The organism is Photobacterium andalusiense (assembly GCF_900185625.1).
Taxonomy (GTDB): domain Bacteria; phylum Pseudomonadota; class Gammaproteobacteria; order Enterobacterales; family Vibrionaceae; genus Photobacterium; species Photobacterium aquimaris.
In genome coordinates this window covers 281,450-297,456 of sequence record NZ_FYAJ01000001.1, presented here as the reverse complement: position 1 = coordinate 297,456, position 16,007 = coordinate 281,450, and the positions used below count along the sequence as shown (strand labels likewise).

Genomic DNA, 16,007 nt, shown 5'->3' with positions numbered 1-16,007 from the left:
TAAGGACATTGATTATGAGCAAAGAGAAGATCCTATTTATCGATCGTGATGGCACCTTAATCGTTGAGCCGCCTGTCGACTTTCAAGTTGATCGGTTAGATAAACTTAAATTTGAACCCAATGTGATTCCTGCCCTGTTGGCGCTACAAAACGCAGGCTACAAACTAGTGATGGTAACCAACCAAGATGGTTTAGGGACCGATAGCTACCCGCAAGCGGATTTCGATGCACCACACACTATGATGATGGACATCTTTGATTCACAAGGGGTTCACTTTAGTGATGTTCTGATCTGCCCTCATTTTGACCACCAGCAATGCAGTTGTCGAAAACCAAAACTAGGACTGGTTAAAGACTACTTACAGCAAGGTCGCGTTGATTTTGCAACATCAGCGGTGATCGGCGATCGTCAAACAGATCTTCAACTAGCAGAAAACATGGCGATTCGCGGAATTCAATATCATCCGCAAACCATGAACTGGCAACAGATCGTTACCGATCTCACCACCCAACCACGGATCGCTGAAGTGATCCGTACTACCAAGGAAACCGATATTCGCGTTAAAGTGAATCTTGATCAAACTGGCGGCAATACTATCTCAACCGGATTAGGCTTTTTTGATCATATGCTTGATCAAATCGCCACGCACGGCGGCTTTCAAATGACGTTAACCGTCGATGGTGATTTACACATTGATGATCACCACAGCGTTGAAGATGCCGCGCTTGCTTTAGGTGAAGCATTACGGCAAGCACTCGGCGATAAACGTGGTATTGGCCGCTTTGGTTTCAGCCTGCCAATGGATGAGTGTTTAGCCCAATGTGCGTTAGATTTATCTGGTCGTCCGTATTTGAAATTTGATGCACAATTTAGTCGTGATCAAGTAGGTGATTTATCAACGGAAATGGTGCCACACTTCTTCCGCTCTTTAACTGATACGCTCGCTTGTACCCTGCACCTTTCATCAACAGGCAATAACGATCACCACATTGTTGAAAGTTTATTTAAAGCCTTTGGGCGGACGCTACGTCAAGCAATCAAAGTTGAAGGTAACGAGCTGCCAAGCAGTAAAGGAGTGTTGTAATGACAGCACCATCAACGGTAAACATTGAGCAACGCGTGGTTATTATTGATACCGGCTGTGCCAATGTGGCATCAGTTCGATTTGCTATTGAGCGCTTAGGTTATCAAGTCGAAGTAAGCAAAGATCCAGCTGTTGTACTTGCTGCCGATAAACTGTTTCTTCCTGGAGTCGGCACAGCCAGTGAAGCGATGCAGAACCTACAACAACGTGATTTAGTCAGCTTAGTAAAACAAGTGACCAAACCGTTATTAGGGATCTGTTTAGGTATGCAGCTGCTTGGTAAAGAGTCGCAAGAGCACGGTCAAAATGGCAATGAGATTATTCCTTGTCTAGATTTATGTGATGCATCGGTTGAGAAAATCCAAGCAGAAGGTTTACCACTGCCACATATGGGTTGGAACACCATTACACCGGAAGATAATCATCCGCTATTTAAAGACATTACTGCGGGAAGCTATTTTTATTTTGTTCATAGTTACGCCATGCCTGTTTTTGATAATACTGCGCACCAAGGTGGCAAAACCATCGCTACCGCGCAATATGGGCAAAGCTTTACTGCTGCCATGCAGAGCGGCAATTACTATGGGGTACAATTTCACCCAGAACGTTCAAGTAAAGCTGGCGCGAAGCTGATTCAAAACTTCCTCGAACTATAACGGTAACAAAAGGACTTGTTATGATCATTCCTGCATTAGATCTGATTGAAGGCCAAGTAGTTCGCCTGTTTCAAGGTGACTATGGTCAAGTAACAGAGTACAAAGTCGATCCCGCAGCGCAATTTAATCTTTACCACCAAGCTGGTGCTGATTGGCTCCACTTGGTCGATCTAACTGGCGCTAAAGATACCCAAGCGCGTCAGTTATTCCTCATTGAAAAACTCCTTAAAAGCACACCAGCTAATGTCCAGATTGGTGGTGGCGTACGCACAGAAAAAGACGTTGCAGATCTGCTGAGCGCAGGCGCTAAACGAGTAGTGATTGGCTCTACCGCGGTTAAACAACCAGAGATGGTAAAAGGCTGGATGGAAAAATACGGTGCTGAGCACATTGTATTAGCTCTCGATATCAATATTGATGATAACGGTAACCGCATTGTAGCGGTTTCTGGTTGGCAAGAAGATTCAGGTGTCACCATTGAAGCACTATTAGAAGATTTCTTAAAAGTAGGCTTAAAACACGTGCTGTGTACTGATATTTCTCGTGATGGCACATTGGCAGGCTCTAATGTCGAACTATATATCGACTTATGTCGCCAATACCCACAAGTACAGTTTCAATCTTCAGGTGGCATTGGCTCACTGGAAGATATTGCAGCACTAAAAGGTTCAGGCGTTGCTGGTGTCATTGTTGGTCGCGCATTATTAGACGGTAAATTTACCGCAGAGCAGGCATTTGCTTGTTGGAATAGTTAAGGAGAGCCAATGTTAGCTAAACGTATTATTCCTTGTTTAGATGTGCGTGATGGTCAAGTGGTTAAAGGGGTTCAATTTCGTAACCATGAAATCATTGGCGATATTGTCCCTCTCGCTAAACGCTACGCTGAAGAAGGTGCAGATGAACTGGTTTTCTATGATATTACGGCATCAAGCGATGGTCGCGTGGTTGATAAAAGCTGGGTATCTCGCGTTGCAGAAGTGATTGATATTCCATTTTGTGTTGCTGGTGGTATTAAATCCGCTGACGATGCAAGTCGTATTCTACAATTTGGAGCCGATAAGGTTTCTATCAATTCACCAGCGCTGGCTGATCCAACATTAATTACCACACTGGCAAATAAGTTCGGCGTGCAATGTATTGTGGTTGGTATTGATTCCTATTTTGATGCTGAAACAGGTCAATATCAGGTGTACCAATTTACTGGTGACGAAAGTCGCACCAAAGCCACTCAATGGCAAACCTGTGATTGGGTGCAAGAAGTACAACGTCGTGGTGCCGGTGAAATCGTACTTAATATGATGAACCAAGATGGCGTGCGTAATGGTTACGACTTAAAGCAACTCAACATGGTACGCAGTGTCTGTAACGTGCCTTTAATTGCCTCTGGTGGCGCAGGTGAAATGTTCCATTTTCGAGATGCATTTCAACAAGCAAATGCTGACGGTGCTCTTGCTGCATCAGTATTTCACAAGCAAATTATTAATATTGGTGAGTTAAAGCAATATCTTAAACAACAACAGGTGGAGATTCGACTATGAGTTTAACAACAACAATTGATTGGGAAAAAGTAGCCGGACTGATCCCTGCCATAATTCAAGATAACATTAGTGGCCAAGTATTAATGCTGGGCTATATGAATGATGAAGCGCTAGCTAAAACGCTAGATACCAAGCAAGTGACTTTTTGGTCTCGCACTAAAAACCGCTTATGGACCAAAGGCGAAACATCTGGCAATGTATTGCAACTTAAAAATATTAAGCTTGATTGCGATCAAGATACATTATTAATTCAAGTTAATCCTATTGGCCCAACCTGCCATTTAAATACCACTAGCTGTTTTGATTGCGATAATGATACTAACGAGCAACCAGCTTTGGTGTTCCTTCATCAACTTGAGCAAATCTTGGCTGCTCGTAAAGGTGCCGATCCCGACAGCTCTTACACCGCCAGCCTCTATGCTCGCGGCACCAAGCGTATATCGCAGAAAGTGGGCGAAGAAGGGGTTGAAGTTGCGCTTGCGGCAACGTCGGGCGATAAAGCGGAATTAGTCTGTGAGTCAGCAGATCTTATTTATCATTTATTAGTATTATTACAAGATCAGAACCTCAACCTTGAAGACGTTATTAATAAACTGAAACAACGTCATCAAAAATAATGATAACTAAATATAAGGTAGTTATTACCAATTATTACTTTTAATTGTTGCCACGAATAAAAAAAGGAAGCTAAGCTTCCTTTTTTTATTCATATAAATGCGTATTATAGCCCTAGCGCTTCTTTATAATGAGCACGGCATACCGACACATAAAGGTCATTTCCACCAATTTCAACTTGGTTACCACCAGCAATCGCATTGCCCGCAGCATCTTGGCGAATAACCATATTAGCTTTACGACCACAATGACAAATTGTTTTGAGTTCAACTAATTTATCAGCCCATGATAATAAATAACGGCTACCTTCAAATAATTCACCAAGGAAATCTGTTCGTAGGCCATAACATAAAACTGGAATATCTAATTTATCGACCACTTCAGTTAATTGGTAAACTTGCTCTTTGGTTAAAAACTGACTTTCATCAATTAATACACAATCAATTTTACCTGCTGCTGAAATCTGAATTAGCTTCTGATAAAGATCATCTGTTGAATTAAATAATTCTGCATCTTCCTGCAAACCAATTCGAGAGCTAACTTTACCTTTACCAAAACGATCATCAATTGCGGCCGTAAAAATAATGGGCGTCATACCTCGTTCACGGTAGTTAAATGACGATTGTAATAATGTGGTCGATTTCCCAGCATTCATTGCTGAGTAATAGAAATACATCTGGGCCATTAGGCTTTCCTAGTAATATTGATTGCATTAAAAAATCGCGCCGATGCTACATAAAATAACTACCAATTAAAAGTGCCGATATCAACAACTGCTATTGTTGTTATAAAAAAAGCCAGCTGAGATCATCAACTGGCTCAATTTACACCCATTGGGTTATTTTAATATCGCCAAATTCTACACCAGCACTTTCTTGGGTTGACGTGATAGCCAAGCTAAGAAAAAGCACATAAGTGTAAAGGCAGTTGCCGCTGCTAAAAATGCCATAGCTAATGAGTCAGTTATACCCAAAACTAAAAATCCAATCGCTGAAATAACCGCCACAGATAACGCATAAGGTAGTTGTGTGGCAACGTGATCAATATGATGACAACGAGCACCTGTCGATGACAAAATAGTTGTATCAGAGATAGGTGAACAATGATCACCAAATACTGAGCCCGCAAGCACACTAGCAAGCATTGGTAACATTAAACTAATTTCAGTTGCGCCCGCAAGATCACCTGCTATTGGTAACATAATACCAAAGGTGCCCCATGACGTTCCGGTAGAAAAAGCCATAATGCCAGATAATAAAAACAGGATCATTGGCAATAATGCAGGGTTAATATTTCCTTGAACAAGAGTTGATAAATATTGACCTGTTTTCATATCACCGATAACACTGCCAATGCTCCATGCAAACAAGAGAATTAAAATCGCACCAAACATAGATTTAGCGCCAATCCATAACGTGTGCCCAATATCAGAATAAGCAATACGTTGACGAAACACCGGAATAATAGCGGCAACTAAGCCAAATGCACCGCCTAAACATAGCGCTTCGCCAACATTGGTATTTTCAAAAGCCCCTAATAGTGCAAATGGCTTTCCTTCTGCTGCGAGTACCTGATAGCCGGTAAACACCATAAAAAAGAACGTCGCAATAATAAGGATAATAATTGGCCACACTAAATCACCGACTCGTCCATGCTGACTTTCTTTAATATCGAGCTCTTCAGTTAAATCTTTAGCTTGCTCGTCAACATCTCCACCTTCATCAGTACCACAACCACGGCTCGCAGCAAGTTCATGCTTGCGCATCGGTCCTATATCCCATTGGAACCATGCCACGACAAATACCATAGCTAAAGCGAAAATCGCATAAAAGTTCATCGGGGCTAGAGTCATAAAAGCACTCAGTGGTGTATATTCTGTAACACCATGAGTCACTAAAATACCGCCTATCAAAGTAATAATATATGCGCCCCAACTTGATGCAGGCATTAATACACACATAGGTGCCGCCGTTGAATCAAGAATATAAGCTAATTTTGAACGTGAAACCTGAAAACGGTCAGTTACAGGACGAGCAATAGAACCGACTGCGAGACTATTAAAATAATCGTCAACAAAAATGAATACCCCTAAGAAGGCAGCCAATAATTTTGCTCCACGTTTAGTTTTAATTTTCGTTTGAGCCCACTCAGCAAAAGCGCGCGTCCCTCCAGAAAGGGTTAATAATGCAGTGGTCATTCCTAACAATATTAAAAATAGTACAATACTCATATTCCAAGTATTAATACCACCATCAGTAATGAACAGTCCTTTTACTGATGTTGCAAGGTAATCACCTGTATTTGTGAAAGAAAAATCGTTAAGGAATAGAGCCCCAAGTACCACACCGGTACCCAAAGACAATAATACTCTACGGGTTAAAATCGCCAAGCCAAGTGCAACTAACGGCGGAATAATGGATGTTAAAGAATGGGAATAATCTATCAAAGTTATGATCTCTACGACAACCAATTTTGGTTAGAAGATCTACTGCTTGATATAGCCACATGGCATATTAATTTGAGTATAAGGAAAGAAGGTTTGTCTTCCCTGCCTCCACAGTAGCGCTCCATAGTGATGTATTTACTATGGCAGTGTTACACTTCTTCAATGCAACCCCAGTAAGAATATTTGATCATAGTTTCTTACTTCGGCATTACTCCCTTTCACTAATAGTCATCGGTATCACCCTCGTATTAATTACTGATAAACAATGCGCCTCTACCCTTATCGTTAAGGAATAAATCATTCTACGTAAATAGCGCAATTTTGCAACACCTTGAACAACAAAACTTAACAATAGCACACATGAATAGCGTCTTTATAATCATAAACATTCAATAACAATGAAGTAGCATAACATTTAAAGTTTATTATCATTCACCATATAAAATGGTGCGACAATAACTAAAACTATTTCGCTTGTATTTATACTATTAGCGAAGATAGATTTTATAAATATCGGCATATAACGAATATAAAAGCTTTTTAAATAAAGAAATGATTAAAATGTTTTACACAGAATGTATAAAAGTATTACTATTGCAAAAAATGTTTTAACGCTGCTATTATTATTTACAGTTAATTAAAAATAACAGGAAATATAAAATGTCTGATGCAATGAAAGCGCTTTTAAATCTGCGAAGCTTACGCGCACTCTCTCGTGAATATACACTAGAACAACTTGAAGAAGCGTTAGATAAACTAACAACCGTTGTGACTGAACGTTCTGAAGCAGAAGCAGAAGAGCAAGCAAAAGAAAATGAGCGTAATGAAAAGTTAGCTCAATATCGTGAAATGCTTTTAGCTGATGGTATTGACCCTGAAGAATTACTAGCAAGCTTAGCTAAAGCACCAAAAACAAAACGTGCTAGTCGTCCTGCTAAATATAAATTCATTGATGAAAATGGCGATGAAAAAACATGGACAGGCCAAGGTCGTACACCTAGCGCCCTAAAGAAAGCATTAGATGATGGTCAAGCTCTTGAAGAGTTTGAAATCTAATATAAATGAATAAATAAAAAAGCCTAAATTATTTAGGCTTTTTTTATTTCAACTGTTACTAATACGACATCTATCTTAGTTTCACATATCCCCAATAAGAATAAATCAACATTTATAATTGTTTATTAATATAATCAAAAAAAGCCAGACACCTACGCCTGACTTTTTAGTTGTTATCTATATTTGCATATTGCAGCTAATAATAATTAGTCTATTGAATACGATCAGCTAATGCACTTACAGCTAAAGCAAAATAATGTGAGCGATTCCATTTTAGTAATGTTCGATAGTTTTCATATATTAGATATGATTTACCTTCACCGCCATCAGGTTGAATTAGCCACGCCTGAATATCAGCATTAGGTAACGCGCCGTGACTATTACTCATCACACCTAATTGCTGCCATTGAGCTAATGTTTTTCCTTTTTCAGTTTCGGTTCCTTCATAACTATCAGCTAAAGATGCTGATAACTTAACTGGACGTCCCCAAGTATATTCATTGTTCCAGCCAGATAATTTAAGGTAATTAGCAGCAGAAGCAAAAACATCAGCCTTGGTATTCCAAATATCAGCTTTTCCATCACCGTTACCATCTACAGCATAAGTCAGATAAGACGTCGGCATAAACTGACATTGTCCCATTGCACCAGCCCACGAACCTTTCATATCATCGATATCAATATTACCATTTTGTAATATTTCTAATGCTGCCATCACTTGCTTACGAAACAATGCTTCACGACGACCATCATAAGCTAATGTCGCTAATGCTTCGACAACATGGTAATTACCTTGAATTTTACCAAAATTACTTTCAATACCCCACAGAGCAACAATGAACCGTGGTTGCACACCATATTGTTTACCAATACGTTCAAGTGCTGTTTTATTTTGTTGATAAAGACGGTTAGCCTGTTTTACTTTCCAATCAGGTACTGCACGAGTAATATATTGCTCTAACGACAGTTTTTTCTCTGGTTGATTATTATCGGCTTTCACAGCACGAGCGGTATATTTGATGCCCGCAAATGCTGCATCAATTATCGGCTCTGAAATACCATTCCCACGCGCTTCTACTTTTAATTTATCTACGTAGGCATCGAATCCTTCTTCAGAAGCAAATGCAGAAGAGGACAGTCCCATTCCTATAGCAACAAAAATTGATATCAAACGCTTATGCATAGTAACCTTATTATATTATTTAGTGGCTTTATCAGCCTTATATTGATCTAATAAATTAGTCACTGGTGGTGGTACTTGTAAATAAAAACCGACAGTCGCTAATGCGTGTTTTACTTTTTCCACATCAGCCAGTGCTAATGTTCTTCCCTCAAGTTTGATCACCATCACAAATTGAGGTTTACCAAATGTAGTCATTAATTCTGCAGGAACATCTGCAAAATCATCTTTTTTATTAATGTACAAATAAGTATTGTCTTTTTTTAAACTTTTGTAGATTGAACACAACATATAAATAGCCTATTTCATTTATGCGCCATACATTTGAGAGCTCGATTACAAGCAATCATTCACTATTGACTCAGTTTTAAGTAAATAGTGTGAGAAGTTTGTCTGAAAAACCAACGTCAACGCAAGGATAGCTTGCCCCTAACGGCGAGTGAATATACCATGCTAGTACCTTTGTGATAATGAACTAAATGGTTAATTTAAAATCTTATCCATAATAAACCTATGACCAAGATAGCTGAACTAAAAGGGAGCTCGTTCACGCTCTCTGCACTTCATTTAGTTGATAATGACATTAGTAAAGTAACTAATCAGCTAAAAGATAAAGTTGAACTTGCACCAAATTTTTTTGCTTCGGCACCTGTTGTTATTGATATATCACAAGTTGATACTGATATTAACTTTGAAGAGCTTAAAGCGGGTATTATTGATGCAGGAATGATTCCTGTTGGTATTGGTGGCTGCAAAAATAAAACCCAGCAAACCCAAGCAAAAAACGCGGGTTTTGCTATTATGAACGCAGCAAGACCTGTGAAAGACGAGTCATCTGAATGTGTAGCTGAAACATTAGATGCCCCAATAAGTACCGATAAAGAGCCAACATTAATTATTCGTACGCCGGTTCGCTCCGGACAACAAATTTATGCTCGCAATCGTGATCTCGTTATTCTCAGTAATGTCAGTGCAGGTGCAGAAATTCTTTCTGATGGTTGTATCCATATTTATGGCACGCTACGTGGTCGCGCTATTGCGGGTGCAAGCGGTGAACAAAGTGCGACAATTTTCTGTCAAAACTTACAATCTGAACTAATTTCTGTTGCAGGAAACTACTGGCTGAGTGATAACATTCAGGAAGAGTTTTGGGGCAAAGGTGTTGTCATATCTCTTGAAGACAATAATCTCAGTATAGAACACCTCGCTTTATAAAAAGTTTTAAGAAGGAATAGAGTAAATGGCACGAATTATCGTTGTTACCTCAGGTAAAGGCGGCGTTGGTAAAACAACCTCTAGTGCTGCTCTTGCATCTGGCCTAGCACTGAGCGGTAAAAAAACTGCAGTCATCGATTTTGATATCGGCCTGCGTAACCTCGATCTCATTATGGGTTGTGAACGCCGTGTCGTTTATGACTTTGTTAATGTTATTAATGGCGAAGCAAATCTAAGTCAAGCGCTAATTAAAGATAAGCGCGTTGATAATTTATTTGTACTTCCAGCATCCCAAACTCGCGATAAAGATGCATTGTCTCGCAATGGTGTCGAGAAAGTATTTAAAGAACTAGCGAAAATGGGTTTTGATTTTATTATCTGTGACTCACCTGCTGGTATTGAAACCGGTGCTCTTATGGCGCTGTATTTTGCAGATGAAGCGATTGTAACCACGAACCCTGAAGTTTCTTCAGTTCGTGACTCAGACCGTATTCTAGGCATTTTAGATTCAAAGTCTCGCCGCGCAGAAAAAGGTCGCGAGCCAGTTAAACAACACCTTTTACTTACACGTTACAACCCTACTCGCGTTAATCAAGGTGAAATGCTAAGTGTACAAGATGTCGAAGAGATCCTTCACATTCCACTACTTGGTGTTATTCCTGAAAGCCAAGCTGTACTGAATGCCTCTAACAAAGGTGAACCTGTTATCTTTGATAAGGGTTCTGATGCAGGACTAGCCTATGAAGACACTGTTGCGCGTCTACTTGGTGAAGAACGTCCTTTCCGCTTCTTAGAAGAAGAAAAGAAAGGCTTCCTAAAACGTCTATTTGGAGGCTAATTGACTATGGCACTGCTTGAGTTCTTTCGCCCACGTAGAGCGAAAACTGCAAATGTAGCAAAAGAACGGTTACAAATTATTGTTGCTGAAAGACGTAGCGCAGGACAAGCATCTCCAGCCTACTTACCACAGCTAAAGCGCGATATTTTAGCGGTTATTAGTAAATATGTTCAAATTAACCCTGAACATGTTTCGGTAAACCTAGACCATAACGGTGATGAGTTATCGGTACTAGAACTTAACGTCACTTTACCTGACGAAGAAAAGTAAAAAATCCCCGCTAAGTCATACTTAGCGGGGATTTTTATTATCTATATATGACGCTCATGCTTATTTTTCGTCAAGAATAGCAAGCACGCTTACTTCAAATAAAGGTTGACGCCAATTTTTAAGCATTTCGGGACGCTTTTCATCAGCTCGCTGATGTTTCCATGCCCATGATAACAACTGATGGATCTGTTTTTTGGATGCTAAAAATTCAGGAGCCAGTCCGGTTGCTAACTCGACATCACTAACGACATCCTTTAAACGTTTTACCATCTGCTTATAACCAGCAAAATCAACCAAACGCTCAATTTTTGGTGGGTACTCTGTGCTATCAATAGTCTCATTGTCATGTACCATTTTTAATAAACGGTTGCCATGGCGTTGAATTTCCATTGGCTCAAAGCCTTCTTTTTCAAGCGTTGAACGTGATTTAATTTCTAAACGTGCCAGTTTCCACAAATGCAATTCTTTAACAATAAAGTTAAGTGCGATATCGCGCTTTCTTGCTTCACGTACTCGCCAAGCCGCTGCTTGTTGTAATATTGCTAACTGTTTGGGTGTTAGCTGCCATGCATTTTTGATATCAAGATAGGCTTTATTAGGATCAAGCGTCTTAGTTCTACGCAACATAATCGCATTACATTCTTGTTGTAACGCTTCCATGTAACCAGCCGCTTCTACTTTCGCTAATAATGTTTCATATAACGGCTTGAGGTAGTGTACATCAGCTGCTGCATAATCTAGTTGTTTATCCGTTAACGGACGAGCAAGCCAATTAGTGCGCGCTTCACCTTTATCAAGCTCGACACCAACATATTCTTTCACTAACGCGCCAAAACCTGTTGAAATGCCATGCCCAAGAAAAGCAGCCATAATCTGAGTATCAAGCATAGGAACGGGTAAACAGCCAGCATGATGCTGAAAAACTTCAAGATCTTCACCGCACGCATGCAAAACTTTAATCACGCTTGGATCACGTAATAAATCCCATAACGGTGTCATATCTTCAACGTCAAGTGGATCAACCAATGACAGATGTTCACCATCAAACATTTGGATCAGCCCTAAACGAGGGTAAAGCGTTCGCGTACGTACAAATTCAGTATCAAGCATAACAGCTGTATGCTGACGCGCTGACTCACACCGTAGGCGAAGCTGCTCAGTTGTTGTAACAATCTCGAAATTCACAATGTACCTTTTTGATGACAGAACGACCCCGTATGAGAGCCTATTAAATATTTTATAGAACAATGCCGGCATGAAAGCCGGCATTAGATACGTGCTAGCACAATCAATTGCGATTATTTTATCAAAACAACATCAGTTAATGTCAGTAATGATATTATTTTTCAGATTGCTGTGCTTTTTGATCTGATTGTTCACGTAACACACGACGCAAAATTTTACCCACATTGGTCTTAGGTAGTTCATCCATAAACTCAACGATTTTAGGAATTTTATAGCCAGTTAAGTGTTGTCGACAATGAGCAATTAATTCATCGCGAGTTAAACTATCGTCACGTTTAACCACACAAAGTTTAACCACTTCACCAGACACTTCATGTGCTTGACCAATCGCAGCAACTTCTAGCACTTTATCGTGCAATGCTACTACATCTTCAATTTCATTCGGATAAACGTTAAATCCAGACACAAGAATCATATCTTTTTTACGATCAACGATATGTAAAAAGCCTTCGTCATCAAATTTAACGATATCACCCGTAGATAGCCAACCATCTTCTGTTAGCACTTCTTTGGTCGCTTCTGGATGCTGCCAATAGCCTTTCATTACTTGAGGACCACGGACTTGCAGCTCACCTATTTGGTCAATACCAACCACGTTACCTTCATCATCAACCATACGTACCTCGGTTGATGGAACAGGTAAACCAATAGAACCGTTATAGTAAGTCAAATTATAAGGGTAAGCGGCAACTAATGGTGAACACTCAGTTAAGCCATAACCTTCAAGTAAGTAATTACCTGTGATTTTTTGCCACTTTTCGGCAACAGCACGTTGTACAGCCATACCACCACCCACAGAAAGGTGAAGCTTACTAAAATCTAAGCTCTCAAAGTCTGGATGATTTACTAACGCATTGAATAAGGTATTAACACCAGTAATGGCCGAGAACGGATAGCGTTGTAATTCTTTAATAAAGGTTGGAATATCACGAGGGTTGGTGATCAATAAGTTTTGGCCACCCATTTCCAACAATAATAAACAGTTAACAGTTAGAGCAAACACATGATACAACGGCAATGCGGTTACGATTAATTCGCGTCCTTCCGTTAATACCGGCCCATAAGCACCTTTTGCCTGCATCACGTTAGACACCATATTATGGTGAGTCAGAATCGCACCTTTCGCAACACCGGTAGTACCACCGGTATATTGTAAAAATGCCATGTCATCACCAGTAATAAATGGCTTAACATATTGCATTCGACGCCCTTTTCGCAATGCGATACGCATCGATGTTGCATGTGGCAAATGGTATGACGGCACCATTTTTTTAATATATTTCACCACGAAGTTAACCAATGTTCCCTTCGGACGTGATAATTGGTCACCAAGGCTGGTTAAAATAACATGCTTAACACAGGTGTTTTTTACCACCGCTTCTAATGTATGGGCGAAATTAGACACGATAACAATAGCTTTTGCGCCTGAATCATTAAGCTGATGCTCTAATTCTCGCGGTGTATAAAGTGGATTAACATTGACCACCACACAACCTGCACGCAAAATACCAAACAATGCAATTGGATATTGCAGCAAGTTTGGCATCATAACAGCAACACGATCACCTTTTTGAAGTTTCAGCTCATTTTGTAAATATGCAGCAAATGCACGGCTACGCTCTTCCAACTTACGGAAGGTCATTACCTGTCCCATGTTAATAAAAGCCGTTTGATCTGCGTATTTACGTACAGATTGTTCAAACATATCGACCAAAGATGAATATTCATCTGAGTTAATTTCTGCCGGTACATCGTCCGGATAGCGGCTAAGCCAAACCTTATCCACGTGCACTCTCCTTATAATTAGACTGCGGTGTGCGTTTATAAACTAACAAAACTGCAATTGATATAAACAATGTAAATATTTACTCTATCATTACAGCATATTTAACTTTTAATTAGTATTTAGTCATTGCATCATGGTTTCAAATTTTGACACTCAACAAAAAACACCATTATTAATCGAATTCTGTGGGGATAAATGTTCGAATATGACGATAAACATCACTTGAACTTTGTAAATGGCAATGATGTCCCCCTGACACCATTACTTGGGTAAAATCTTGTATACCCCATTCACTGACATCACTTTTATAAACAGAAGCATAACCACTATCACCAATAATAGATAATACCGGCGCATTAATACTGCTTAATAACGCCTGCGCGTGTTGCTGTGCCATACGATATAGCGAATCACAACGCAGACGAGGATCATGACGCCAATACCAGCGCCCGTCACGCTCTACTGTTGCTCTTTTTACTACCGCGTCCAATAAGGATAGTGGTAACTGGTTAGCACTCGCACGTAGGTGTAAAGCTTCAGTAAAAGAAGCCATTGAGCGTTGTTTTAAACGCTGCTGCCGTTGGCGATAGCGCTGACGACTGACGATACCAACACGTAACCGCTCAACAATCATGTCAGGGTTTTCTGTTAACGGTGATAAACCTTCAATTAATACAATTTTGTCAACATATTCAGGAAAAACTGCCGCATAACAACCTGCAACAATCGCCCCTAGCGAGTGGCCAATAAGGTATACTTTTTCATGCTTTAACTGTGTAATAACTTGGTGTAAATCATCAATATAATCAACAAAATGATAATAGTTATCGCCATTTTTATGATCAGATTTACCGTGTCCTGGCCAATCAAATGCAATCACATTATAGTGTTGCGTTAACAACGGCCACAAAGATGCAAAGGTCGCGGCGTTATCTTGCCAGCCATGAAGTAACACTAATAACGGTTTTGATGTCAGTGTTAGCGTATTTATATCAATGTTGCTACAACCAGCAAGATTATATTCAGCTACAGTCAGCGTTATTTCTTTCATTATAATTAAGGTACTACTCGCTCAACAATACGACCATTAATACCAAAATTAGGCATCATTAAGTCATTATCCCACGGGTCGCAATTAAATGAATAACACGGCTGACGCGTCCAAAATGGGTCATCTAGTTGTATCTGTTGTTGCACTCGCCACAACTGTTGACCGAATACTTGTACTACAGGGAAAGTATATGGGTATTTACCTATTTTTCCTTGCTCATCACCAGTAAATCTTCCAACTACAGTCAATAAACGTCCTTTAGCATATTCGAGCGGCTCTAAAAAACCGTTAATATAGGCAATAAACCGTCCTTGAGATTGTGCATTCAATATTGGACGACCATCACTTGTTAAAGGCATAGCAACTATTTCAATGCGTGTTTGTTGCTGTTCATTACGAATAGAAGCAATAACTCCACCTAGTCGAACCTCTTTATTTTGGCTCGCTTGTGGGTGCTGTTGAATAACGGTTAAATCTGTAATTGGGTCTTTCGATTTCGTCACTAACGTTGTAGGTAAGCTCGCGCAGCCTACCATAAACACTAATATCACCCCAAGAAATAGCTTACTAAACATCTAAAACCTCGACATATTTGTTTAATAACTCACCAAAAAATACGCTCTACTGATACTTTATTAACTCAGCTCCATTAACGATAGCACTCTAAGCAACATTACCATTAAGGTATTTTATACCAAAATATCAACGCCAAACTGCGCAGAGAGCGCTTGTTGTTGCTGATAACAAAGAACGTCTAAATAACAATTTATAGCCGATTTATGCGTCGCTGATGGCGCATCATAATGAATGACAGCAGTAGGTATTGATAATAACCTTGATGCTATTTGATTGTGTAGTGTCGTTTCGGTAGGCGTTAATGAAATTTGAGAATAAGCAGAAGTAGCTATTGCAGTTGAAGATGCAACTGTAACACGTGAGGAGATAGGCGTTGCTATTGGCATTATTGAAGACAAACTCATCATCACCATTACACCTAATCAAAGATAAAAGAGTGGTGCTATATAC

At 39.8% G+C, this 16,007-nt stretch carries 18 protein-coding genes and 1 riboswitch; of the genes, 9 read left to right on the top strand and 9 right to left on the bottom strand.

What is annotated here, in order from left to right:
• Positions 1–14: 14 nt before the first annotated feature.
• From hisB to hisIE, 5 genes are read left to right on the top strand one after another with little or no spacing between them, the layout of a single operon-like run.
• Positions 15–1,085, top strand: coding sequence for a bifunctional histidinol-phosphatase/imidazoleglycerol-phosphate dehydratase HisB (hisB, locus tag PAND9192_RS01405; protein ID WP_087852244.1), 1,071 nt, complete (start codon positions 15–17; stop codon positions 1,083–1,085).
• On the top strand, positions 1,085–1,741 hold the full coding sequence (gene hisH / locus PAND9192_RS01400) for an imidazole glycerol phosphate synthase subunit HisH (RefSeq protein ID WP_087852243.1): 657 nt from the start codon (positions 1,085–1,087) through the stop codon (positions 1,739–1,741). Before hisB ends, hisH begins: the two co-directional genes overlap by 1 nt.
• 20 nt (positions 1,742–1,761) lie before the next feature.
• Entirely contained in the window at positions 1,762–2,496 is a 735-nt protein-coding gene (hisA, locus tag PAND9192_RS01395) for a 1-(5-phosphoribosyl)-5-[(5-phosphoribosylamino)methylideneamino]imidazole-4-carboxamide isomerase (protein ID WP_087852242.1), read from the top strand.
• Between the two features lie 9 nt (positions 2,497–2,505).
• Positions 2,506–3,279: an imidazole glycerol phosphate synthase subunit HisF gene (hisF, locus tag PAND9192_RS01390; RefSeq protein ID WP_087852241.1), complete on the top strand. Its 774-nt coding sequence runs from the start codon at positions 2,506–2,508 to the stop codon at positions 3,277–3,279.
• Positions 3,276–3,896 carry a bifunctional phosphoribosyl-AMP cyclohydrolase/phosphoribosyl-ATP diphosphatase HisIE gene (gene hisIE, locus PAND9192_RS01385; protein WP_087852240.1) on the top strand — a complete coding sequence of 207 codons (621 nt, stop codon included), beginning with the start codon at positions 3,276–3,278 and terminating at the stop codon, positions 3,894–3,896. Before hisF ends, hisIE begins: the two co-directional genes overlap by 4 nt.
• Positions 3,897–4,000: 104 nt before the next feature.
• Here hisIE and PAND9192_RS01380 read toward each other — a convergent pair whose 3' ends face one another.
• Positions 4,001–4,579 carry a thymidine kinase gene (locus PAND9192_RS01380; RefSeq protein ID WP_060996950.1) on the bottom strand — a complete coding sequence of 193 codons (579 nt, stop codon included), beginning with the start codon at positions 4,577–4,579 and terminating at the stop codon, positions 4,001–4,003.
• A 174-nt stretch (positions 4,580–4,753) separates the two neighbouring features.
• The gene (locus PAND9192_RS01375) at positions 4,754–6,346 is read right to left on the bottom strand and encodes a Na+/H+ antiporter NhaC family protein (protein ID WP_087852873.1); all 1,593 of its coding nucleotides are present in this window, start codon (positions 6,344–6,346) and stop codon (positions 4,754–4,756) included.
• A gap of 100 nt (positions 6,347–6,446) precedes the next feature.
• Positions 6,447–6,624, bottom strand: a riboswitch (Lysine riboswitch).
• 376 nt (positions 6,625–7,000) lie between these two features.
• On the opposite strand from PAND9192_RS01375, the gene PAND9192_RS01370 reads away from it, so the two are divergent.
• Positions 7,001–7,396 (top strand): H-NS family histone-like protein, encoded by a 396-nt coding sequence (locus PAND9192_RS01370; protein ID WP_060996951.1) that lies wholly within the window; start codon positions 7,001–7,003, stop codon positions 7,394–7,396.
• Positions 7,397–7,607: 211 nt separating this feature from the next.
• On the opposite strand, the gene PAND9192_RS01365 is transcribed toward PAND9192_RS01370, so the two are convergent.
• Together PAND9192_RS01365 and PAND9192_RS01360 are read right to left on the bottom strand one after the other, a co-directional pair.
• Entirely contained in the window at positions 7,608–8,579 is a 972-nt protein-coding gene (locus PAND9192_RS01365) for a lytic murein transglycosylase (RefSeq protein WP_087852239.1), read from the bottom strand.
• Between the two features lie 15 nt (positions 8,580–8,594).
• Positions 8,595–8,867: a YcgL domain-containing protein gene (locus tag PAND9192_RS01360; protein WP_087852238.1), complete on the bottom strand. Its 273-nt coding sequence runs from the start codon at positions 8,865–8,867 to the stop codon at positions 8,595–8,597.
• Between the two features lie 222 nt (positions 8,868–9,089).
• Between PAND9192_RS01360 and minC the strand changes: the two genes are divergently transcribed.
• From minC to minE, 3 genes are read left to right on the top strand one after another with little or no spacing between them, the layout of a single operon-like run.
• Positions 9,090–9,791: a septum site-determining protein MinC gene (minC, locus tag PAND9192_RS01355; protein ID WP_087852237.1), complete on the top strand. Its 702-nt coding sequence runs from the start codon at positions 9,090–9,092 to the stop codon at positions 9,789–9,791.
• A 25-nt stretch (positions 9,792–9,816) separates the two neighbouring features.
• A complete protein-coding gene (minD, locus tag PAND9192_RS01350) occupies positions 9,817–10,629 on the top strand; it encodes a septum site-determining protein MinD (RefSeq protein WP_060996955.1) in 813 nt (270 codons plus the stop codon).
• Positions 10,630–10,635: 6 nt separating this feature from the next.
• Entirely contained in the window at positions 10,636–10,899 is a 264-nt protein-coding gene (gene minE, locus PAND9192_RS01345; RefSeq protein ID WP_036795468.1) for a cell division topological specificity factor MinE, read from the top strand.
• Between the two features lie 60 nt (positions 10,900–10,959).
• Here the strand turns inward: minE and rnd are convergent, their stop codons facing one another.
• From rnd to PAND9192_RS01320, 5 genes are all read right to left on the bottom strand, one after another.
• Positions 10,960–12,084: a ribonuclease D gene (rnd, locus tag PAND9192_RS01340; protein ID WP_087819404.1), complete on the bottom strand. Its 1,125-nt coding sequence runs from the start codon at positions 12,082–12,084 to the stop codon at positions 10,960–10,962.
• Between the two features lie 154 nt (positions 12,085–12,238).
• Positions 12,239–13,930, bottom strand: coding sequence for a long-chain-fatty-acid--CoA ligase FadD (fadD, locus tag PAND9192_RS01335; protein ID WP_060996957.1), 1,692 nt, complete (start codon positions 13,928–13,930; stop codon positions 12,239–12,241).
• A 172-nt stretch (positions 13,931–14,102) separates the two neighbouring features.
• Complete coding sequence (locus PAND9192_RS01330; protein ID WP_087852236.1) at positions 14,103–14,981, bottom strand: alpha/beta hydrolase; 879 nt, start codon at positions 14,979–14,981, stop codon at positions 14,103–14,105.
• Between the two features lie 5 nt (positions 14,982–14,986).
• Positions 14,987–15,556, bottom strand: coding sequence for a Slp family lipoprotein (locus PAND9192_RS01325; protein ID WP_087852235.1), 570 nt, complete (start codon positions 15,554–15,556; stop codon positions 14,987–14,989).
• A 114-nt stretch (positions 15,557–15,670) separates the two neighbouring features.
• Positions 15,671–15,964, bottom strand: a complete 294-nt coding sequence (locus tag PAND9192_RS01320) for a hypothetical protein (RefSeq protein WP_144018071.1) — start codon at positions 15,962–15,964, stop codon at positions 15,671–15,673.
• Between the last annotated feature and the right edge of the window lie 43 nt (positions 15,965–16,007).